General features: G+C 43.2%; 21 protein-coding genes. 17 read left to right on the forward strand and 4 right to left on the reverse strand.

What is annotated here, in order from left to right:
• Positions 1-68: 68 nt before the first annotated feature.
• Complete coding sequence (locus L8S15_RS16990) at positions 69-728, reverse strand: PilZ domain-containing protein (RefSeq protein ID WP_010428648.1); 660 nt, start codon at positions 726-728, stop codon at positions 69-71.
• A 194-nt stretch (positions 729-922) separates the two neighbouring features.
• On the opposite strand from L8S15_RS16990, the gene L8S15_RS16995 reads away from it, so the two are divergent.
• On the forward strand, positions 923-1,273 hold the full coding sequence (locus L8S15_RS16995; protein ID WP_010428650.1) for a HopJ type III effector protein: 351 nt from the start codon (positions 923-925) through the stop codon (positions 1,271-1,273).
• A gap of 87 nt (positions 1,274-1,360) precedes the next feature.
• Here the strand turns inward: L8S15_RS16995 and L8S15_RS17000 are convergent, their stop codons facing one another.
• Entirely contained in the window at positions 1,361-1,669 is a 309-nt protein-coding gene (locus tag L8S15_RS17000) for a DUF1289 domain-containing protein (RefSeq protein ID WP_080572691.1), read from the reverse strand.
• A 160-nt stretch (positions 1,670-1,829) separates the two neighbouring features.
• Here L8S15_RS17000 and yegD point away from each other — a divergent pair, with 160 nt between their 5' ends.
• The 4 genes from yegD to L8S15_RS17020 all read left to right on the forward strand — a co-directional run bounded on the left by yegD (position 1,830) and on the right by L8S15_RS17020 (position 6,483).
• On the forward strand, positions 1,830-3,182 hold the full coding sequence (yegD, locus tag L8S15_RS17005; RefSeq protein ID WP_010428653.1) for a molecular chaperone: 1,353 nt from the start codon (positions 1,830-1,832) through the stop codon (positions 3,180-3,182).
• Positions 3,183-3,673: 491 nt separating this feature from the next.
• On the forward strand, positions 3,674-4,714 hold the full coding sequence (locus L8S15_RS17010; protein WP_010428655.1) for a porin: 1,041 nt from the start codon (positions 3,674-3,676) through the stop codon (positions 4,712-4,714).
• Positions 4,715-5,058: 344 nt separating this feature from the next.
• A complete protein-coding gene (locus tag L8S15_RS17015) occupies positions 5,059-5,691 on the forward strand; it encodes a fumarylacetoacetate hydrolase family protein (protein ID WP_016788887.1) in 633 nt (210 codons plus the stop codon).
• A gap of 150 nt (positions 5,692-5,841) precedes the next feature.
• Entirely contained in the window at positions 5,842-6,483 is a 642-nt protein-coding gene (locus L8S15_RS17020) for a LysE family translocator (RefSeq protein ID WP_010428658.1), read from the forward strand.
• Positions 6,484-6,602: 119 nt separating this feature from the next.
• Here the strand turns inward: L8S15_RS17020 and L8S15_RS17025 are convergent, their stop codons facing one another.
• Positions 6,603-8,327, reverse strand: a complete 1,725-nt coding sequence (locus tag L8S15_RS17025) for a phospho-sugar mutase (RefSeq protein WP_016785086.1) — start codon at positions 8,325-8,327, stop codon at positions 6,603-6,605.
• A 480-nt stretch (positions 8,328-8,807) separates the two neighbouring features.
• Between L8S15_RS17025 and coxB the strand changes: the two genes are divergently transcribed.
• The 4 genes from coxB to L8S15_RS17045 are packed head-to-tail and all read left to right on the forward strand — an operon-like array spanning position 8,808 to position 13,262.
• Entirely contained in the window at positions 8,808-10,040 is a 1,233-nt protein-coding gene (gene coxB / locus L8S15_RS17030; RefSeq protein WP_022570980.1) for a cytochrome c oxidase subunit II, read from the forward strand.
• On the forward strand, positions 10,037-11,698 hold the full coding sequence (ctaD, locus tag L8S15_RS17035) for a cytochrome c oxidase subunit I (RefSeq protein ID WP_010428684.1): 1,662 nt from the start codon (positions 10,037-10,039) through the stop codon (positions 11,696-11,698). Before coxB ends, ctaD begins: the two co-directional genes overlap by 4 nt.
• A gap of 11 nt (positions 11,699-11,709) precedes the next feature.
• A complete protein-coding gene (locus tag L8S15_RS17040) occupies positions 11,710-12,339 on the forward strand; it encodes a cytochrome c oxidase assembly protein (protein ID WP_016797083.1) in 630 nt (209 codons plus the stop codon).
• A gap of 38 nt (positions 12,340-12,377) precedes the next feature.
• Positions 12,378-13,262, forward strand: a complete 885-nt coding sequence (locus L8S15_RS17045) for a cytochrome c oxidase subunit 3 (RefSeq protein WP_010428687.1) — start codon at positions 12,378-12,380, stop codon at positions 13,260-13,262.
• A gap of 37 nt (positions 13,263-13,299) precedes the next feature.
• On the opposite strand, the gene L8S15_RS17050 is transcribed toward L8S15_RS17045, so the two are convergent.
• Entirely contained in the window at positions 13,300-13,530 is a 231-nt protein-coding gene (locus tag L8S15_RS17050; protein WP_280574323.1) for a DUF2909 family protein, read from the reverse strand.
• Position 13,531: 1 nt separating this feature from the next.
• Between L8S15_RS17050 and L8S15_RS17055 the strand changes: the two genes are divergently transcribed.
• The 8 genes from L8S15_RS17055 (at position 13,532) to L8S15_RS17090 (ending at position 19,988) form a co-directional block, all read left to right on the forward strand.
• Complete coding sequence (locus L8S15_RS17055) at positions 13,532-14,365, forward strand: SURF1 family protein (RefSeq protein ID WP_280574324.1); 834 nt, start codon at positions 13,532-13,534, stop codon at positions 14,363-14,365.
• Entirely contained in the window at positions 14,358-14,966 is a 609-nt protein-coding gene (locus L8S15_RS17060; protein ID WP_280574325.1) for a hypothetical protein, read from the forward strand. The genes L8S15_RS17055 and L8S15_RS17060 overlap by 8 nt, the downstream gene beginning before the upstream one ends.
• A gap of 48 nt (positions 14,967-15,014) precedes the next feature.
• Positions 15,015-16,070 carry a COX15/CtaA family protein gene (locus tag L8S15_RS17065; RefSeq protein WP_010428695.1) on the forward strand — a complete coding sequence of 352 codons (1,056 nt, stop codon included), beginning with the start codon at positions 15,015-15,017 and terminating at the stop codon, positions 16,068-16,070.
• Positions 16,060-17,034, forward strand: coding sequence for a heme o synthase (cyoE, locus tag L8S15_RS17070; RefSeq protein ID WP_280574326.1), 975 nt, complete (start codon positions 16,060-16,062; stop codon positions 17,032-17,034). Before L8S15_RS17065 ends, cyoE begins: the two co-directional genes overlap by 11 nt.
• Positions 17,035-17,167: 133 nt before the next feature.
• Entirely contained in the window at positions 17,168-17,521 is a 354-nt protein-coding gene (locus tag L8S15_RS17075; RefSeq protein ID WP_010428699.1) for a hypothetical protein, read from the forward strand.
• Positions 17,522-17,620: 99 nt separating this feature from the next.
• Positions 17,621-18,292 carry a DUF3313 domain-containing protein gene (locus tag L8S15_RS17080; protein WP_010428701.1) on the forward strand — a complete coding sequence of 224 codons (672 nt, stop codon included), beginning with the start codon at positions 17,621-17,623 and terminating at the stop codon, positions 18,290-18,292.
• 12 nt (positions 18,293-18,304) lie between these two features.
• The gene (locus L8S15_RS17085) at positions 18,305-18,535 is read left to right on the forward strand and encodes a DUF3820 family protein (protein WP_010428703.1); all 231 of its coding nucleotides are present in this window, start codon (positions 18,305-18,307) and stop codon (positions 18,533-18,535) included.
• A gap of 430 nt (positions 18,536-18,965) precedes the next feature.
• Complete coding sequence (locus tag L8S15_RS17090) at positions 18,966-19,988, forward strand: spermidine/putrescine ABC transporter substrate-binding protein (protein WP_280574327.1); 1,023 nt, start codon at positions 18,966-18,968, stop codon at positions 19,986-19,988.
• The last annotated feature ends 93 nt before the right edge of the window (positions 19,989-20,081 follow it).

The raw sequence follows: 20,081 nt of genomic DNA on the forward strand, positions 1-20,081 counted from the left end.
TGAAATTGTGGTGAAATATCGTTTTTATTCCTAAAATTTTATAATCACAACATCCCAATAATAAACTGCTACAAAGAACTTGCGATAAAGGCTTGTTCCAACAGTAGTGTTTTTAGCTCATCACTCATGCTTAAGTGTTCGGGAAATTGGATACCAAAAATCCAGCCTTGACCTTGCTTTTTCTTACTCACCACTTTGTAGACCAACTCACTTTCTAAATGCTCGCTCAGTACTGAATTGACTTTGATCTTCCAACCTATATCGATATCAGATTGCTGTGTAATGTAAACACCACAGCCAGAGACAGAAAAATCCACTAACGTTGCGTCAAGTGACAGCGTATCAAAGGTCACTTCACACCCCAGGTGCACTTTGTATCTTTCGTGTTCGCGGATTGGTTTAGTCGCAAAATTAGACGGCGGGCGAAGAAAAATAAGATGCGCTGGCGAAGTGATATGAGCCAGTACATTGGTTTTAAATGCAATGATATGTCCAAGCTCAGTATCGGTAATAGCACGGACAATCATATCAACATTAGTGAGCTTTCTGAGAGTGAGTGCCTCGGTTGCTTTTTGGGAGAGCTCTAAGATCAGGTACTGATCTTCCTTATAGCCAATATACAGGGTGCTTATTTGGACTGAGTCGTCTGGGCCGAATTCCAACACACCTGCTGTTTTTGTACCGGGTTTAAGGTATCTGAACAGTTCTATGTTTTTATCTTTATGCATATTCGTTATTGAACAATGTTAACCATCTGATGAAATAATATAACGTCCTGATAATACTATGTCATTAGTTTCATTAAGGTAATTGCAGGTGTCGAGTAAAAAAGTGAGGTGTTTTCAACAGGAAACAACAGCTTACTCTTGCCGTAAAACAAGATAGACTATTGTTAGTTGTGTACTTAATGGAGAATGAGTAAATGGAACTGGAAACTTTCTTAGAAAACCTGAAACAAGCACCGGAAAGCGTTCAATTTGAAGATACAATGCAAGTGATAGAAGCTAGCTATGATTTTTCTGAGAGTGAATTTCGTAATGGCGATGTGGTTAATGCGGCAGGGCAGAACAATGGTTCGTGTAAGATTTTTGCCTTTGGTTTAGCGTTAGGCCTCTCAGTAGATCAAACGTTGGCTTGTTTTGGTCAGTTTTACCGAAATGACGTACTAGATTTTCCTGAGAATACCGACCATCAAAATATTCGAAACTTCATGATACATGGTTGGGGGGGAGTCGAGTTCTCTCAGCCGGCATTGGTTGCAAAAGCTAAGTAATCACTCATTTAGTTAATCGTGTCTTGAAGCGAGATAATGCTATCTCGCTTCTTTTTGCGTTCTAGTGCAAGTTCATAGGCACAAAAACTACTGAACAGGTAAGGCTGATAGGCACTTACGACACAGACAAACACCTGCTTTTGGAATATTGTCGGTGTCTCGCTTCTCTAATTCAAAGCACCAACACGTCTCTTTTCCCGCACTGATATCACATTGTGCAGGCTCATTGCATTCTGGGCATTGATGAGTTGAGCTAATGCCACTCAGATTATTCATCACTGATTCTCTTTCGTTTTCAGATAACCCTTTCCAGCCGATAATCTCATCCATTGTTCGATGGCATCCATTGCATATGCCGCCATTATTTTTACAAGCCGCTCGGCAAGGTGTTTTCATTTATCTGACCCATGATTCATTTGTGCTGAAATGTAGCATATTTGTTTTCCTTTGCAGAGCCCTGTTAACCAAGAATTGACTCAGTAAAATTAACAAAGCAACTCGTAATTTTAAGGTTTTTCATGTAGCATCTCGCCCCTTTTGTCGAGTGGGGGATATTATGTTTATTGGATTTGATTATGGAACGGCAAACTGTTCTGTTGCAGCAATGGTTAATGGAGAACCAAGCCTATTACCGTTGGAAGGTAACAACCACTATATTCCCTCAACTGTGTTTGCTCCGACTCGTGAAAGCGTTTCTGAGCATCTATTTCGCCATTTGAATATCAAACCGAGCGATGTGGTTGGCGAGCAGGTGTTACGACGTGCGATTGCGTTGAACCGAGAAGAGAGTATTGATTTAGTGCCTGAAGATATGGCATTTGGTCAGGCAGCGTTGGATCTTTACTTAGAAGACCCTCGTGACGTTTACTATGTGAAATCGCCGAAATCTTTCCTTGGTGCGAGTGGGCTACATGATGTTCAGGTGAGTTTTTTTGAAGATTTAGTCTGTGCAATGATGGCGAATATTAAACACCAAGCCGAACTGACGACTCAAGAACAAATTAAACAAGCCGTTATTGGTCGTCCGATTAACTTTCATGGTCGAGGTGGTGAAGAAGCAAACCGACAAGCCGAACATATTCTTTCTCGTGCAGCTAAGCGTGCAGGCTTTACTGATATTGCTTTTCAATTTGAACCTGTTGCGGCGGGGCTTGATTACGAAAGTACCCTAACTGAAAACCAAACGGTATTGGTGGTGGATATTGGTGGTGGTACGACCGATTGCTCATTGTTAGAAATGGGACCAACTTGGTCGGGTAAGGCGGATCGTACTCAAAGTTTATTAGCCCACAGCGGGCAAAGGGTAGGAGGGAATGACCTTGATATCTACCTTGCTTTTAAACAACTGATGTCACCTTTCGGTATGGGTAGTAAAGGCATTTCAGGTATCGATATGCCGCTGACTCAATTCTGGAATCCAATTGCGATCAATAATGTTGAAGCGCAAAAGAACTTCTATTCTCGCGAAAACCTAGCGGCCTTGAAGTTACTTCGTAAAGAAGCTTCAGATCCTCAAAAGTTAGATCGCTTGATGAGGGTTTATCACGATACTCTAGGCTACAGCATTGTGCGTCGAGCTGAAGAAACCAAAATTGCTTTAGCTGAATGTGCTCAATACCGAACGGCGATTAATGTCGCTTCTGAGTTAGTGGAAGTTGATATCTCTGTTGAACAGATGATCGAAGCTATTGAAACACCAAAGTCTAAGATGATTGAGTTAGTAAAAGAAGCCATTCAACAAGGTCAGAAAAAGCCAGATGTTATCTACATGACCGGTGGTTCGGCTCGATCTCCAATCCTTCGCCAAGCAGTAGAAGAAGCTGTACCGAATGTACCGATTGTGAGTGGTAACTATTTCGGCTCAGTAACAGCAGGTCTGGCTCGTTGGGCTGAGGTTTGCTTTAAATAAGAACGAAAGCTATGAGTTATTGAAGGCAACCCATCACTGATTGGTTGCTTTTTTTGTATCTGGCTTCGATGAATTTCCGCTGAGTTACTTTTTCTTCTCTAAAGCAGTGGAAATTATTTTACCGGGTTAAATGTTTCAAATGCATTCTAGATGTTACAAGGTGTTTCAAGGTTAAAAGTTTGTCATATAATGGTCTGATGAGTAATTTTAAATTTTGATTTTTAATGTTTATTTGGTGATTAGAAAACCAAAAATTTTGATGTTTTTATCTCAAAAAGTAACAGTTCGCATTTGTGTTTTTAGTTTAATTTATTGTTTAAAAAGGTTTTTTTGTTTTTTATAGTGCGAATTTTTTTATTTTACATATTTTAATGCAACTTTTTGTCATTCGTATATTAGTGTTTGTCCACTTGTTAAATGCAGGTAACAACTTCTCCGTAAGCACGAGGTTGTTAGTGAATAACTCACCCAGTTACATAATGGATATGACAATGAATAAGAAACTTTTAGCGCTAGCAATTTCTGGTGCAGTATTTGGTACACAGGCAGTTGCAGTAGAGCTTTACAACGAAGACGGCACAACATTCTCAGTTGGCGGTCACGTTTCAGTTGCAGTTGGTGATGTAAACAGCGATGACCGTCTTAACAGCGATGATATCGGTGTAGAATCTGTTTCTCCACGTATCAACTTCGGTGCAACTCACGATCTTGGTAACGGCTTTACTGCTGATGCTAAAGGTGAATGGGCGCTAAACATGCTTGACGGTGGTGAAGAGTCATTCACAACTCGTCTTGGTTACGTTGGTCTTTCTCATGACGATTACGGTCGTGCAGCAGTAGGTACTCAATGGGCACCTTACTACAACGTTGCTGGTGTAGCAGATATGCCAATCGCATTCGCGAATGACTTCATCTACGAAGATCACGGTAACCTAGGTACTGGTCGTGGCGAAGAAATGGTTAGCTACGGCAACGCTATCGACTTCGGCAACGCTGGCTCTCTAAACGCAGCTGTTGCATGGCAAGGTCGCAAAGCTGATGGTGCGAACGAATACGGCAACCGTGCTCAAATTGCTTTGAATTACGCGATTGCTGACGTTACTGCGAACTACGCATACAACACCGGTGATGTTAACTACTTTGGTGTAGTGGGTTCAAAAACTGCTGATTCTCACGTATTAAGTGCAACTTACGGTTCATACGGCGCTGAAGGTCTTTACCTTGCTGGTGTATACGCAATGAACAACTACATGAACTCAGGTAACGGCCAGATTCTTGAAGAGTCAGTTGCAATTGAATTACTAGCTTCTTACGCTCTTTCTAACAGCCTTAACCTAAGCGTTAACTACGAAGCGGTAGAAGACGACAAGCTAAGCGATACAGTATTTGCTACTACTGCTCTACAAGCTGAATACAACTTCACGTCTCAGTTCGTAGGCTTTGCTGGTTACCAGTTCGACCTACAAGGTTCTGGCGTTTACAAAGAAAAAGCTGACGACCAGTGGCTACTTGGTGCTCGTTACTACCTATAAGTCGCAGACTAATTTAGCATAGTGTTTACTCCTTAAGTTTACCTTTTAGGATACTGTCCTAGACACCATGCTAAGCCCTCTCTGATCTCTTGATTAGAGAGGGCTTCTTTCGTTCTATACGCATCTGTTTTAGTTTTTCCTTCATGTTACCTAGCCATTCATTTCATCTACGTAGCTATGCTCTTGTCATCAGTTCTTATATGTCGCGATCTTCGGATAAAAGTATTTAAATCATTAAATTGAGCTAAAGATCAGAATTTAGATGTTGATAACCATCTTGTCGAAGATTCTCTCTTTATGTTGCGGTAAACTTTGCACTCCAAAGAATAGTTCAGGGACAAACTATGAGCAGCGTTGTAGATCAGGAACAATTGATGAATTCGAAACGAACAGCAACTCCAACTAAGGTGCTGTGTGTTGGGCGTAACTATGTCGATCACATCGAAGAACTCAATAACGCAATTCCAGACTCAATGGTGGTTTTCAATAAACCGAGCACCAGTGTTACGTCATCTCTGTCTTCTTTTCATCAAGAAGCGCTGCACTACGAGTCAGAAATCTGTTTTATCGTTGAAAATGGTCAGTACTCCGCTGTGGGTTTAGGGCTAGATCTCACTAAACGTGAATTGCAAAGTAGCTTAAAAGCGAAAGGTTTACCTTGGGAGCGCGCCAAAGCATTTGATGGTTCAGCCGTATTTAGTCGCTTTGTTCCAACTGATAACTTAGACCTCGCGGACTTGAATATAGAACTGTTTATCAACTGTGTCCGCGTTCAAAAAGGACACGTTGAACAGATGCTCTATTCCCCGAAAACTATCCTCGAAGAGTTGTCTTCTTACACGACATTACTCGACGGTGATGTCGTGATGACGGGTACCCCTAAAGGCGTTGGAGAAGTACACCGCGGCGATATATTCCTTGGTCGCCTTAAGTGTGGAGAAACGACATTGATTGAGATTGAATGGGTAGCGAGTTAATCACATTGGTTTTTTTAGTTAATAAGTTGGTTTTACTGGCTGTTGGTGGTTGTTAATTCGAATAATTAACCATCAAGCAACGGGTTGCATCTAGAATGGCGTTTGTAATTGATATAAAATCCGGCTCCGTTTTTATCAATACTGAAGCTCATGATCGACTTAGCCATTTTACCTGTTTACCTGACAGCCGTTGTTGCACTTCTCCTTTTACCTGGTCCTGATATGTTACTGATCGCGAGCTCAAGTATGAGCTATGGTCGTAAGGTCGGTGTGTTTGCGAGCCTAGGTAACGCGACTTCTGGAATTATTCTGACAGTGCTGGCGGCGATGGGTGTGTCGGCATTGATCGCTATGAGCCCTATTGCTTTGAAAGCGCTGCATTTATTAGGTGGTGCATACTTACTTAAAATGGGATGGGACTGCCTTCGAACCGATCAGGGAGAAGCGGCCGGACTCAGTGACAATGCTGCCGCTAAGTCGTATTACCAAAGAGCGTTAATTAGTAATCTGCTTAATCCAAAGGCGTTGGTTTTTTTTGTGATGTTTTTGCCTCAATTCGTTTCTACAAATATTGAAGCGACCTCTGGTGAACAGATGCTGTTTTTGGGCCTATTATTGAACGTTCTTGGTTTGACGTTTAATTTTCTTCTTGTGGCTTTGGTGGGTACTATTGGTAAGCCTCTCGTAGAAAACGCAAAGTTTCGTACTTATCAGCAGAAAGTGATGGGCGGCGTGTTTATTGTGTTAGCGGTTTGGATGCTTTCTTCTTTCTTTACTGCTTCAATTACCTAAGTAAAGCACATGATAACGGCTCATTGCCGATAAAAAATGGACGCTTAATGCGTCCATTTTTGGTTCTGCTAAGTACGAATTGTCTTATTCGAATATCGAGTAAACTCTCGCTTCACCGACTAAGAATTCAGCTCTTTTTGGTGCTGTTCAATTAGTTTCTCCATGAACTTTTCACCACGTAAACGAGTGTCTTCATACGTCTCTGTTTCTTCAAACTTTGTCACTGTTTCATAGTAGACTTTCACTTTTGGCTCTGTGCCAGAAGGGCGGACGATAATACGTGAGCCATCTTCAAGGTGATAAATCAGCACGTCACTTGTTGGTAAGTTAATGGTTTCAGTATCGCCACCAACGATGTATCGCAAAGAGGATTGCAGATCTTCAATCACAGAGATAGCGACCTCGTTTATAGCTTTAGGTTGAGCAGCTCTGAGTTTAGAACCAATAGATGGCGAGTCAGGGTCAAGCGCAATACTTCTCTGAGCGTTAGTATGGACGCCATGCTCACGCGAAATTTGAGCGAGGAGATCCCAGATGGTTTGACCTTGAGATTTCAACTCTTCAACTAATTGAGCGAAGACAACGATAGCCGATAGGCCATCTTTATCTCGTACCTGAGTGCCGATTGTGTAGCCAAGGGCTTCTTCATAGGCGAACAAGAACTCATTCTGCTCATCCTCCAACTGCATCCCAATATTCGCCAACCATTTAAAGCCCGTTAGCGTTTGGAAGTAAGTCGCGCCGTGGGATTGAGCCACTTTTTCAAGCAAGGTTGAAGATACAATACTGTTACCAACTAATTGGTTTTTGGTGTGCGGCTTCGATAATAAATAGTGAGCGAATAACACACCTACTTGATCCCCAGTCAGCATCTTGTAAGAAGCATCATCGGTTCTAATTGTATCATCGATTCTAACTGCAACGGCAAATCGGTCTGCATCTGGGTCATTAGCGCAAGCGATGTCGGCATCAACACTTTTGGCGAGGTTAATAACGAGATCCATTGCCCCTTTTTCTTCGGGGTTCGGGAAGTTAACGGTCGGGAAGTGACCATCGGGCTCTCTTTGTTCCGGTACACTGAATACTTTGTGGAATCCAGAATCATGGAGAAGATCTTCAGCCATTTGTGCACCTACACCATGCATGGCGGTATAGGTAATGGTTGTTTTAGCGGCTTCGGTACTGTTGTTTACATGCGGGCTCTGATTAATCGCAGCTCGATAGGTTTGATAATATCCCTCGGTGAGCCACACTAATTTGCCTTGCTGTTCTGCATCACTCAAGTTCATTAAAGGAATAGGTTTGGCTGCAGCAGTGTCGATTTCAGCTGCAATGCCTGCATCGTGAGGGGGAATAATTTGCGCGCCATTTTCCCAGTACACCTTGAAGCCATTATATTCTGGTGGGTTGTGGCTAGCCGTTACGACAACAGCAGCCGCCGCATTAAAATGCTCAATACCGAAAGCCACAATAGGTGTTGCTGCCACGTTAGAGGTTAGGTAAACCTTGATCCCCAAAGCCGTAAGCACGGAAGCTGTATCAATGGCGAACTGCTTTGAATCTAAGCGCCCGTCATAGCCAACAACGACACCGCGAATGGTGGCATTAGCGACATGCTCGATTAAATAGTGGCCAAGTCCGGTTGCTGTTTCCTGTATTACTAACCGGTTCATTCGATTTGGACCGCATCCAACTTTGCCTCGTAGACCTGCTGTACCAAATTCTAACCGTTGAATAAAGCGATCTTCTAATTCGTCGTTCATCCCCTCATCGATGAGGTACTGTAGCTCTTCACGAGTTCTTGGATCTGGGTCTCTCGCTAACCAGTTCATTGCATCTTGCATAATCACTAAACCTTTTCATGTCGGGATATCTTTCTGTTGATTTAATTTAAGTGATATTGATTATCATTTCCATGAAAGCAATCGTAAAACTCGATTTAAAATAAATTCCAACAGCAAGGGAAGGGCATATGGATAAAGCTACTTCAATAATTGTCTGTTTAGTAAGCACACTTACCTTGAACAATTGGATATCACTAACTAGCCTTTTACATAAATATAACAAAGTTTGACAAGTTCGCCGTTTTTGAATCTTTCGTAGAAACTTCCAATGTCTCTTAATCGGAAAGTACATAGGTTGTTTATGGGTCAGTGGTCACTGAGACTGTATCACTTTAGTCGTCGCGTGAGTTGTAGATTGAGATTCAGCCTTTTCATATGTAATCGGAATAACAATGTATGTTGCCCTGCTAGTAATGACTTATAGCCCGCAACAACATTTAAGTCGCAATTATCCAATTAGGAAGGATGAGGAGAGATCTTTTGAAAAGATTATTGGTCAGTCTAGCGTGGCTTTTGAATATTTTTGTTGCGGCCTTAATATCGCCTTTAGTGCATGCAAGTACTGAATACAACATGACACAAGGTGTTACTGAGATTAGCGGTAAAGTGTATGAACTCCATATGCTGATCTTCTATATCTGTTGTGCGATCGCTTTCGTCGTCTTCGGTGTGATGTTTTACTCTATTGTGAGACACCGAAAGTCGAAGGGTGCAGTAGCGGCTCATTTCCATGAAAGTACTAAAGTTGAAATTCTTTGGACGATCATCCCAATCATTATTCTCATCGCTATGGCCATCCCAGCCACCAAGACCTTGATAGCGATGGAAGACACCTCTCAATCAGAACTCACTGTCAAAATTACAGGCTCGCAATGGAAATGGCATTACAGCTATTTTGGCGAAGATGTTGAGTTTTTTAGTCTTTTGGCGACAAGTGATAAAGAGATTGAAGGAATCGAAGTTAAAGGGGCACATTACTTGTTAGAAGTGGATAATCCGCTCGTACTGCCTATCGATCGTAAAGTCCGTTTCTTGATGACTTCTGATGATGTTATTCACTCATGGTGGGTACCAGCTTTTGCGGTAAAAAAAGATACCATTCCCGGTTTCATCAACGAAGCGTGGACAAAGATCGATGAGCCCGGTGTTTATCGAGGGCAGTGTGCAGAGTTGTGTGGTCGTGCTCATGGTTTCATGCCGATAGTGGTGCATGCAATGGAGGAGGATGACTTTGATGGATGGCTTGCGGAACAGAAAGAATTGGCGATAGCCGCAAAGCAAGCGGCTCAAGATGCACTAGATGCGTCACTTTCCTTAGATGAATTGAACGTCATCGGTGAAGAAGTTTACAAAACCCGTTGCGCAGTTTGTCACCAAGCCAATGGGGAAGGTATTCCCGGCGCATTTCCTGCCATTAAAGGAAGTCCTATTGCACTTGGTGATGTGGGTGTTCATATCGATACCATTGTTTATGGTCGCGGAGGTACCGCAATGCAGGCGTTCGATAATCAGTTAACCGAAAAAGAGATTGCTGCGGTAGTGACTTATCAAAGAAATGCTTGGGGTAATGACACTGGCGATGTGGTTCAGGCTTCAGATGTGAACGCTTATAAGGCGAAGCAAGAAGGTGGATCTGACAACGAACAAAGTGAAACGAACAGTGAACAAGGCTCAACGGATGAGGCACAAAACGATGCTAAGGAGCAGTTATGAGTTCGCCAATCAATAAGCCGGTGAAATCGGCTCCCGCAGAAGGTCAAGCACTGAGTCATTCAGCTGAAGGTTCATTGGACAGCCATGATTTAACTCATGATGATCACGACTCACATGCTGCTCCCAAAGGTTGGGCGCGTTGGCTTTACTCAACCAACCACAAAGACATCGGTACACTTTACCTTTGGTTTAGCTTTGCCATGTTCTTAACAGGCGGCGCCATGGCGATGGTGATCCGTGCGGAGTTATTCCAACCGGGGTTACAGCTCGTTGAGCCAGACTTCTTTAATCAGATGACTACCGTTCACGGTTTAATCATGGTGTTTGGTGCCGTGATGCCTGCATTCACAGGTTTGGCTAACTGGATGATCCCAATGATGATTGGCGCTCCAGACATGGCGCTGCCGAGAATGAATAATCTCAGTTTCTGGATTCTACCTTTTGCTTTCTTGATCTTAATTGGTTCTTTGTTTACTGAGGGAGGCGGCCCGAGCTTTGGTTGGACATTTTATGCGCCGCTCTCGACAACTTATGGTCCTGATAGTACGGCGTTGTTTGTATTTTCTGTCCATATTATGGGGATCAGTTCGATCATGGGGGCGATCAACGTCATCGTAACCATAGTGAACATGCGCGCACCGGGTATGACTTGGTTCAAGTTACCAATGTTCGTATGGACATGGTTAATTACCGCTTTCTTGCTGATAGCCGTGATGCCCGTTCTCGCGGGTGCGGTGACTATGGTACTGACTGACAAATACTTTGGAACAAGCTTCTTTGATGCCGCTGGTGGTGGGGACCCGGTGATGTTCCAGCACATATTCTGGTTCTTTGGGCACCCCGAAGTGTACATCATGATCTTGCCGTCGTTTGGTATCGTCTCGGCTATCATCCCAGCCTTTAGTGGCAAGCGCTTGTTTGGTTACCATTCGATGGTGTACGCGACCTGTAGTATCGCCATTTTGTCTTTTTTAGTGTGGGCACACCACATGTTCACAACGGGTATGCCAGTATTTGCCGAACTGTTCTTCATGTATTGCACCATGTTGATAGCGGTGCCGACCGGTGTGAAAGTCTTCAACTGGGTGGCGACTATGTGGCGGGGGGCTTTGACCTTTGAAACACCAATGTTGTTTGCGATTGCCTTCATTGTTCTGTTTACGATTGGTGGGTTATCTGGATTGATGTTGGCAATAGTGCCTGCTGATTTCCAATACCACGATACCTATTTTGTGGTGGCTCACTTTCATTATGTTCTGGTAACAGGTGCTGTGTTCTCGATTATGGCTGCCGCCTATTATTGGCTGCCTAAGTGGACAGGGCATATGTACGACCACAAGCTCAGTCTGTGGCATTTCTGGACGTCGGTAATCTCAGTGAATGTGCTGTTCTTCCCGATGCACTTTTTAGGGTTAGCGGGCATGCCACGTCGTATTCCAGATTACGCTATTCAATTTGCTGACGTTAACCAAGTGGTGTCGATTGGTGGTTTTGCCTTTGGGTTGTCTCAGCTGATCTTCTTATGGTTGGTTATTAAGTGCGTAAGAGGCGGAGAGCCCGCACCAAGCAAGCCTTGGGATAGAGCTGAAGGGCTAGAATGGACAGTTCCAAGCCCTGCGCCTCATCATACCTTTACTCATCCACCTAAAGTTGATTAGAGGGAAGATCCATGAACGACAAACAGAGCAACCGAAATCAAAATGATCAGTTGATTAAACTAGCAACCAAGAAGCGATCAACTAAAAAGCTGACGGGTTATTTGGTGTTGAGTGTGGTTGCGATGTTTGGTTTCGGTTTTGCTTTGGTGCCGCTCTACGATGTGATGTGTGACGCCCTAGGGATCAACGGCAAAACCAATACGGTTTCTGCCGTTCAACCTCAGGGAATGCAGCCCGACTATTCTCGTACGGTACGCGTTGAATTCATGTCCCACATCAAGCCAGATATGCCGTGGCAGTTCTCGCCCGAAGTTCAAGTGTTAGAGGTTCACCCTGGTGAGGTGATTCAGACTAACTACATCGCTAAAAACCTATCCGGTGCCTCATTGGTTGGCCAAGCCGTACCATCGGTTTCTCCAGGCATGGGAGCCACTTACTTTAACAAAATGGAATGTTTTTGTTTCAATCAGCAACCATTAGAGGGGCACAAGAGTGCCGAAATGGGATTGATATTTTACATTGAGCCTGACATTCCTGAATCAATACATACGCTTACACTCTCTTATACGCTGTTTAATATCACGAGTCAGGTGAGTGGAGAGGCAAGTAAGCCTGAGCCTAACGTGCTCGCAAGTAACTAGGGATTTACAGAACCAGTATCAACATAAGGAGTTGAGCGATGAGTTCTAAAAAGGAAGTTTATTTCGTTCCACATCAAAGCCACTGGCCATTGGTGGGTGCTGTAGCACTGTTTTTGGTCGCGGTTGGTGCTGGCTTGACGGTGCAAAATATGGGCACCGACGCAGCCGGTGGTGTATTTGGAAAAGCGGTGTTGTTAGTCGGGTTTGCTGTGCTGCTTTACATGCTCGCAGGTTGGTTTAGTAATGTGATCACGGAATCATTGAGTGGTCTTTATTCTGAGCAGATTTCTCGATCTTTTCGACAAGGTATGAGCTGGTTCATCTTCTCTGAAATCATGTTCTTCGGTGCTTTCTTTGGCGCTCTTTTTTACGCTCGTATGATTTCAGTGCCTTGGATTGGTGGCGCAGGCAACAATGCGATGACCCATGAAGTGTTGTGGCCGATGTTTCAGTCGATATGGCCACTAACGACGACGCCTGATGGTGTGACGACACAAGCCATGCCTTGGCAAGGAATCCCGCTTAAAAACACTATTATACTGCTGCTTTCATCTGTGACGCTGCACATGGCACATATCAGTCTTGAACAGAACAAACGTATGGCTTTAATCGTGTGGTTGGAAATAACCATTGTTCTGGCTGGCTTCTTCCTGTTCTTCCAAGTTGAAGAGTACCTTCACGCTTATCAGGAGATGGGACTGACACTTCAGTCTGGTATCTACGGTAACACCTTCTTTTTGCTGACTGGATTTCACGGCTTGCATGTTTGTTTAGGAACGATTTTTTTGGTTGTATTACTGGCAAGAGTTGCGAAAGACCATTTTTCTCCAAAAGATCATTTTGCGTTTCAAGCGGGCAGTTGGTATTGGCATTTTGTTGATGTGGTTTGGTTAGGTTTGTTTGTGTTTGTGTATGTGCTCTAACGAAATATGCTGGTTTAGCTGCTGGATTTGTATGGGCTTAATAAGGGCGAGGGTTGGGCGTTATCATTCCTGAACCTAAAGCCAGTAATAACAGTAGTACGACAACGACTGACCACATGACTCGACGACCCAAGAAGTGACTCAGTCTTTTGCCATTGTGTTTACCTGATGCGATTTGGATTAGACCTTTCATCAAATTGAAAGCGATAAAAAACAGCAAAGCGACCAATACAATTTTAAACAACAACACAAAGGTAGATGACGCCATAGTGATAACTCCAAACCGATTGATTGATGATGAACACAAGTTCCGCAGTAAAGGTTTTTGGATAGCGGTTGTTTTAACTGTGGTTTCAGTCGGCATTTTAATCAAGTTGGGTTTGTGGCAGTTAGATCGAGGTAACGAGAAATTGCGTTATGAACAGCAGCTATCAGAAAGAGCCCAGCAATCGTCTAGGTCATTGGATGCGGTTATCTCTGAATGGAAGGACTCGCGTATACAAGCGCAAGGTGCCTCTGAACAGCCGTCTTTAAATGGTTTGAAGGTTGATGTGGATCTGGAAATGCCAAGTGGTTTAGTGGTCTTGTTAGACAATCAGATTAACCAAGGAACAGTGGGGTATGTGATTTACATGTTGGGTGAGGTTCGCTTTAAAGATGAAAACGAGTCTTTAGTGGCCGAAAAGCAGCTATTGATCGATCTGGGGTTCGTTGCGGCAAGTAATGACAGAAGAGAACTACCGCAATTAGGAAGCATTACTGTACCAAGCAAAATGTCAGGGCGCTTGTATACACGCTCAGTGAATCCTTTAAGTCATGAATTGGGTTTAGAAAATACGACACCGAATAGAATCCAAAACCTAAACATAGCAGCGTTATCACAATACACCGGGCAAGAAGTGCTGCCCTTTGTCTTCCAACCTCAGAGCTTAGGTTCCTGGCCTTATGAGTTGTTATGGCGACCGACGGCAATGAAATCTGAGAAGCACTTCGGTTACTCATTTCAATGGTTTGTAATGGCAGCGGTACTTTTGTTTTTGATGTTGTTAATTGGCTATCGGTACCTAAAAGCGACACCTATCACGGAGAACAACGATGGATAAATCTCAAGCACAAGTGAACAGGGAAAGTACCGAGGCAAACATGGCTGAGCTTAGAAGCCGTCGTACTAAGGGACGTTTGGTATTAATCGGACTCGTTCTAATTTTCGCTTTGCCTGCGATTATCGCCAAAACTGTGTTGGACCAGAATTGGTATACCTCAGGTGTCACTAACTCAGGCGAATTGGTAGAACCAAGAGTCACGCTAGCGGATTTTGGCGTAACGGTACCCATGGCTGGAGAGGGTTGGTTAGTAGGTTATATCGCACCGATGGAGTGCGAAAGCTTGTGTGAACAACAGCTTCATTATTTGAATCAAAGCTACTTAGCGTTAGGAAAAAACAAAGAACGCGTGACCGCCGTTGTTTTCGTCTCAGAAGGTAATTCGTTATCGGGTTCTCTTGATAAGCCTGATCTATCTTTGTTAGCTGGTGGTGATCAGTTAAGTACCGAGTTTGCGCCAGCTTCCATTGTGATAATTGACCCACTCGGGCAATTGATTATGGAATACAAAAGCGTTTCTGATCCTTCGCAGTTAGTCAGCCAATCTAAAGGCATGATTCATGATTTACGAAAATTACTCAAGTTGTCGAGAGTGGGGTAAAGGCCAGTAATTAGTCGGCGTTGATGATTCTAGATAGGGAGATAAGCTATGCAAAAAGGAGCTCCAAAGTTACTCATGTTGATTATGAGAGTGACTATATTCCTAACTTTGACTGTGATTGTACTCGGTGCTTACACTCGTTTGTCTGATGCCGGTCTTGGCTGTCCCGACTGGCCTGGTTGTTATGGAAAGATCACGGTGCCTTCTGATGTATTGGCGGTGACTGAAGCGAATCTGCAATTTCCAGAACGAGCTCTCGAAGCAGACAAAGCTTGGATAGAGATGATCCATCGCTACTTTGCAGGAACATTAGGGCTGCTTATCTTTGTCGTTGTTGCTTGGTGTATTAAAAAGAATATAACAACTGCTGGTCTGCCGTTACTTATTTCTGCAACTGTGATATTTCAGGCTTTGCTTGGAATGTGGACGGTGACTCTCAAGTTGATGCCCGTTGTGGTTATGGCGCATTTGATGGGGGGCTTCACGTTGCTGTCACTGTTGTGTTTGCTCTACTGTCGTTTGTCTCAATTCCAAAGCCGTTTTGGAGAGGTTGCCTATTCTTCACCACTTAAAATTTCGGCACTATTCGGATTACTCATTGTAGTCGGGCAGATACTGCTAGGTGGCTGGACATCGTCAAACTATGCCGCTTTGGTGTGTACCCAATTGCCGATTTGTGAAGGTAACTGGATGAGCTACCTCGACTTCAAAAATGCGTTCGATTTTGCTCAACATGGACACGATAACTATGAGTTTGGTGTGTTGGAATATCCCGCGAGGCTTACCATCCATGTCATGCACAGGTTCGGGGCTATTGTGGCGACGTTAACGGTGCTGATGATCGTGTTCCAGCTATGGAAATTTGGCCAAGCGCCTCACCAAAAGCTGAGCGTGATTGTCGCAATAGTCTTGTTTACTCAAATCGGCCTTGGGATCAGTAATGTATGGTTTCATCTGCCAATTTTAGTTGCGGTTTTGCATAACCTAGTCGCAGCGATGTTGCTCATCAGCATGGTTGTAACCAATTTTGTCGTGTGGCAACGCAAACCGAGTGAGATCTTGGTGAAGAACAGTGTATTACAAGGAGGTAATCATGGTCAGTAGAACGTCAACACAGTATGAAGTGGTGGCTCAAGACGCAGCCTTAACTCATAAGGTAGCAACCAACAATGACACAGCTTTAAGTAACAAAATTGCTACAAAAAACAAAGCCACTTGGAAAGTCTATTTAACGCTGACCAAACCAAAAGTGGTGGCTTTGATGTTGCTTACAGCACTGGTTGGGATGTGTTTAGCGGTACCCAATGGATTGCCCTTACAACAAACTCTGTTCGGAATGATTGGGATAGGGCTGATGGCAGGTTCGGCAGCTGCATTCAACCACTTGATCGATAAAAAGATTGATGGGCAAATGACTCGAACAAACCGACGTCCTTTGCCATCGGGTGAACTGAGCAGTGTGCACGTGTTCAGCTTTGCTGCTGGTATCGGCTTACTTGGCTTTGTCACGTTAGTGGTGTGGGTCAATCAACTGACCGCTTGGTTAACCTTTGCAAGCTTATTGGGTTATGCCGTGATTTATACCATGTACTTGAAACGAGCAACGCCGCAAAACATCGTGATAGCAGGCATCGCTGGAGCTATGCCCCCTTTATTAGGTTGGACGGCAGTAACTAATGAATTGCATTCAAATGCTTGGTTGTTGGTGATGATCATCTTTATTTGGACGCCTCCGCACTTTTGGGCGTTGGCGATTCATCGTCGTGATGAGTATGCCAAAGTGAATATCCCCATGCTGCCTGTGACTCACGGAATCGAATACACCAAGACTTCTATTTTTCTCTATACCTTGTTGCTTAGCATCGTGTGTATATTGCCGGTATTGGTCGGCATGAGTAGTTGGATATATCTAAGCGCTTCATTGGTGCTCAACGGTGGGTTTGTTTATCATGCTTGGGTACTTAAATATCGTGATGAGCCCAATATGGCGATGAAGACCTTTAAGTTCTCCATTTATCACCTAATGATCTTATTTGTCGCTCTGTTGGCGGATCATTATTTGCTTTGACAGCTTTGCGCTGAACTACATAAGGTTTTCCTTATATCAGACCAAACCTTTGGCTTCCACTAACCTAACTCTGACATGTTATGTATGAAAAACCGGACAATTGATTGACATGAATTATATAAAGGAACCGGTAATGGAATTCACTGAGCAAGATAGAGACGCGTTATATCAAACGTGGATGTCACAAAAATCGCGCATGAGAATTACGCAAATGGAGTTTTCAAAGAAGCTAGGAATGAACCAACTTGATTTCTCAAGAGTGCTAAGAGGGGAAACGGCACTAACCATGTCCTTCATTAGCCATTTCTGCCGCTTACTTCATTTAGAACCTAGAAATGTGTTCCCTTCGTTGAAAGAAGCGAATAATTCAGGGCCTAAAGTAGTCTATCTGAAAAGTCGTATGAGTGTTGATGGTGAGATTCAAAATGCTTACATCGAAGGTAATCAAGTGATAGTAGAGTATGCCCACACTGTTCAGCGAGACTAATTTTAGATCTAGCTCTGAGTTTTAAATCCTTTTTCTACAATATTTTCTCTTAGGGTATGGCATACTCATGTCGAGTGTTAAATTTAACCTAAGTGCGCTATGAACCCTTTAAAACTTCTTGTGCTTGTCGCAACCAGCATTTTCTTGTTTGGTTGTGCAGGCGGTCCGATTATAACCGAAACCAAATTCACCACCTACGAAGACTTTCAGCCTGGTCCTGATAGCGGTGTCGATTTAGTTTGGGCAAGGATTGGACTACGTGACGCCCAACGATTGAAATCCAAATTAAACTCTTATGATTCTGTGGTGATCGACCAAATTTTTGTTCTTGCAGAAGAAGGGACACTAGATCCGGAAGAGATCGAAGAGCTCATTGATCATATGGTGAGCTGTTTGGAGGCGAAGATATCGCCTCATAAAGCGATTGTTGGTGAACCTACGGGTAAAACACTACGTTTAAGTATTGCCTTGAGTAACGTTGAAACCCCAAATCCTATCTTAGCTGTGACAAGTAGTGTTTTGCCATTCGGCCTCGCTATGTCTACGATATCCAAGGTGACAACGGGTGAGCACACCAATGTTGGAAGCGCGAGTGTTGAACTCCTGGTGAGCGATGCACAAGATGGCACACCATTGTTTGCAGCAATAGACCGTGAAGCAGGCAATAAAGATTTTTCGACGATGATTGACTCTTTGGACGATGCCAAAGATGCGATCAACTACTGGATTGAACGTTTAGGTGATACTCTACAGAATATCGACGACGCATAGAAAGAGCACGGAATGCTAGAGAAAGAGAACCTGATTAAGTTAGCTAGAATGCAAATGCCATTTGGCAAATACGCTGGCCGCGCATTGATTGACTTACCTGAAGAATATTTGCTCTGGTTTGATAAGAAAGGCTTCCCGTCTGGCGAGTTGGGCGACTTATTAAAACTGTGCCTTGCTTTGAAAATTGAAGGGCTTGATAGTGTCGTCAAGCCTCTAAAATACCACTTCCCTGAAGATCTATAATTATGGCTGCGTCTAAGCTCTTAAACAAAAGAAAGGTTTAAGGGGGAAGATGCATATTAATGGAAATGCCTTAATCGTTCTTTCAACGAATACAAACGACCTATAGCAAATGAAACTTATCAGGAGCTTGGCAGATATGCATTCAGGAGAGAACACATTAAAAATGAATTGGATCTGGTGTTGATCACCGTTTCTACTATGCACGTAACGCGGATGATTATATTATTCCCCCCCTTTGAACAAGCCCATACATTACCCTATCAACTCTCTACCTAACCATAATCTATTGCAAGTCAATTATTTGTTCAAAATCTAATATAGATCTTGAATCCATATCATGTAAGAAGGCAAACTACGCGTGTAATTATTATAAATACTAGAGTCAACGTCATAATTGGACTCCATAGAAATAAGTAGTAATAGGTATCTGATGCGTTTTTTAACTTGCTTTGCTTTAACTTGTTCTATTCTTTTTTCAGTTCAGAGTTTTGCTGAAGAGATCAAGATTTTCACTTGGGAAGACTATATCTCTGATACCGTGATAGAAAAGTTCGAAAAGCAATATGGACATACCGTATCTCAGGTTTATTTTGAAAGTGAAATGCTGCGAGATGTTGTGGTGTATTCTGGGAAAGCTCTAGCCTACGACTTGTTTATCATTGATGGGCTAACCATTGATGAGCTGGGCAGAGAAGGTATTTTAGGGGATTTGTCCAATGTTCTGGAGGGAGATAATTCATATTTCACCGATATATCTCGCGGAGTATGTGGGTCGTACGGTATTCCATATTCTAACGGTACAATGGGGGTCGCATTTCGCTCTTCAAAGGCTACCGAAGGGATAACCTCTTGGATGGATGTTTTCGATTACGCATTACAGAATCCCCAGACCGTCGTGATCCCCGATGATGATGTGGACACCATAGCAATCGCATTATTGGCGTTAGGGTTTGATCCTATGACCGAAAATGAAGTTGAACTAGCCCAAGCGTACAAACTATTGATGAAGGTCCGTGATCAGCTATTAGTAATGAGAGCCGGTACTGGCTATGCTCTAGATAAAAGATCTGCTTCTAAAATGGAAGTTACCGTTATCTACTCAGGAGAAAAAGAACAAATTGCGTCGTATACAGAGCAAGATGATTGGACCTACACGATTCCTCAAGAAGGAACTTTGATGTGGCATGAATGCTTCAGTGTTCATAAAGAAAAGCCTGTTAGTAAGGCGTCAATTGAGTTTCTCAACTTTATTAATTCACCAGAGATAGCAGCAGTAAATGCCGAGGAGATGTGGTTCGCAAGCTCGAATAGACACGTATTGGATTTCGCAACTGATGAGTATCTGCAAGATGAAGAGTTGTTCCCAATGGCATTAGATAACACTTCATCGTTTACCTATAAAACATTGAGTAAAATTTCTACCCTTGGAAAAACTATAAGACATCTAATTTGACAATTGTTGACAATATCTAATTTTAACAGTGAGTTAGGTTAATTAATGCTCATTTCCCACTCTAGTTGCAGCATCTGTCATAGTTTTTCGCAA

The sequence above is a fragment of the Vibrio sp. S/42/10 genome (assembly GCF_029890535.1).
GTDB lineage: Bacteria > Pseudomonadota > Gammaproteobacteria > Enterobacterales > Vibrionaceae > Vibrio > Vibrio cyclitrophicus.

Excerpts from the sequence above, each read along its gene's own strand:
- L8S15_RS16990 (WP_010428648.1), bottom strand. The coding sequence starts at position 728 with ATGCATAAAGATAAAAACATAGAACTGTTCAGATACCTTAAACCCGGT.
- L8S15_RS16995 (WP_010428650.1), top strand. The coding sequence starts at position 923 with ATGGAACTGGAAACTTTCTTAGAAAACCTGAAACAAGCACCGGAAAGC.
- L8S15_RS17000 (WP_080572691.1), bottom strand. The coding sequence starts at position 1,669 with ATGAAAACACCTTGCCGAGCGGCTTGTAAAAATAATGGCGGCATATGC.
- yegD (WP_010428653.1), top strand. The coding sequence starts at position 1,830 with ATGTTTATTGGATTTGATTATGGAACGGCAAACTGTTCTGTTGCAGCA.
- L8S15_RS17010 (WP_010428655.1), top strand. The coding sequence starts at position 3,674 with ATGAATAAGAAACTTTTAGCGCTAGCAATTTCTGGTGCAGTATTTGGT.
- L8S15_RS17015 (WP_016788887.1), top strand. The coding sequence starts at position 5,059 with ATGAGCAGCGTTGTAGATCAGGAACAATTGATGAATTCGAAACGAACA.
- L8S15_RS17020 (WP_010428658.1), top strand. The coding sequence starts at position 5,842 with ATGATCGACTTAGCCATTTTACCTGTTTACCTGACAGCCGTTGTTGCA.
- L8S15_RS17025 (WP_016785086.1), bottom strand. The coding sequence starts at position 8,327 with ATGCAAGATGCAATGAACTGGTTAGCGAGAGACCCAGATCCAAGAACT.
- ctaD (WP_010428684.1), top strand. The coding sequence starts at position 10,037 with ATGAGTTCGCCAATCAATAAGCCGGTGAAATCGGCTCCCGCAGAAGGT.
- L8S15_RS17040 (WP_016797083.1), top strand. The coding sequence starts at position 11,710 with ATGAACGACAAACAGAGCAACCGAAATCAAAATGATCAGTTGATTAAA.
- L8S15_RS17045 (WP_010428687.1), top strand. The coding sequence starts at position 12,378 with ATGAGTTCTAAAAAGGAAGTTTATTTCGTTCCACATCAAAGCCACTGG.
- L8S15_RS17050 (WP_280574323.1), bottom strand. The coding sequence starts at position 13,530 with ATGGCGTCATCTACCTTTGTGTTGTTGTTTAAAATTGTATTGGTCGCT.
- L8S15_RS17060 (WP_280574325.1), top strand. The coding sequence starts at position 14,358 with ATGGATAAATCTCAAGCACAAGTGAACAGGGAAAGTACCGAGGCAAAC.
- L8S15_RS17065 (WP_010428695.1), top strand. The coding sequence starts at position 15,015 with ATGCAAAAAGGAGCTCCAAAGTTACTCATGTTGATTATGAGAGTGACT.
- cyoE (WP_280574326.1), top strand. The coding sequence starts at position 16,060 with ATGGTCAGTAGAACGTCAACACAGTATGAAGTGGTGGCTCAAGACGCA.
- L8S15_RS17075 (WP_010428699.1), top strand. The coding sequence starts at position 17,168 with ATGGAATTCACTGAGCAAGATAGAGACGCGTTATATCAAACGTGGATG.
- L8S15_RS17080 (WP_010428701.1), top strand. The coding sequence starts at position 17,621 with ATGAACCCTTTAAAACTTCTTGTGCTTGTCGCAACCAGCATTTTCTTG.
- L8S15_RS17085 (WP_010428703.1), top strand. The coding sequence starts at position 18,305 with ATGCTAGAGAAAGAGAACCTGATTAAGTTAGCTAGAATGCAAATGCCA.
- L8S15_RS17090 (WP_280574327.1), top strand. The coding sequence starts at position 18,966 with ATGCGTTTTTTAACTTGCTTTGCTTTAACTTGTTCTATTCTTTTTTCA.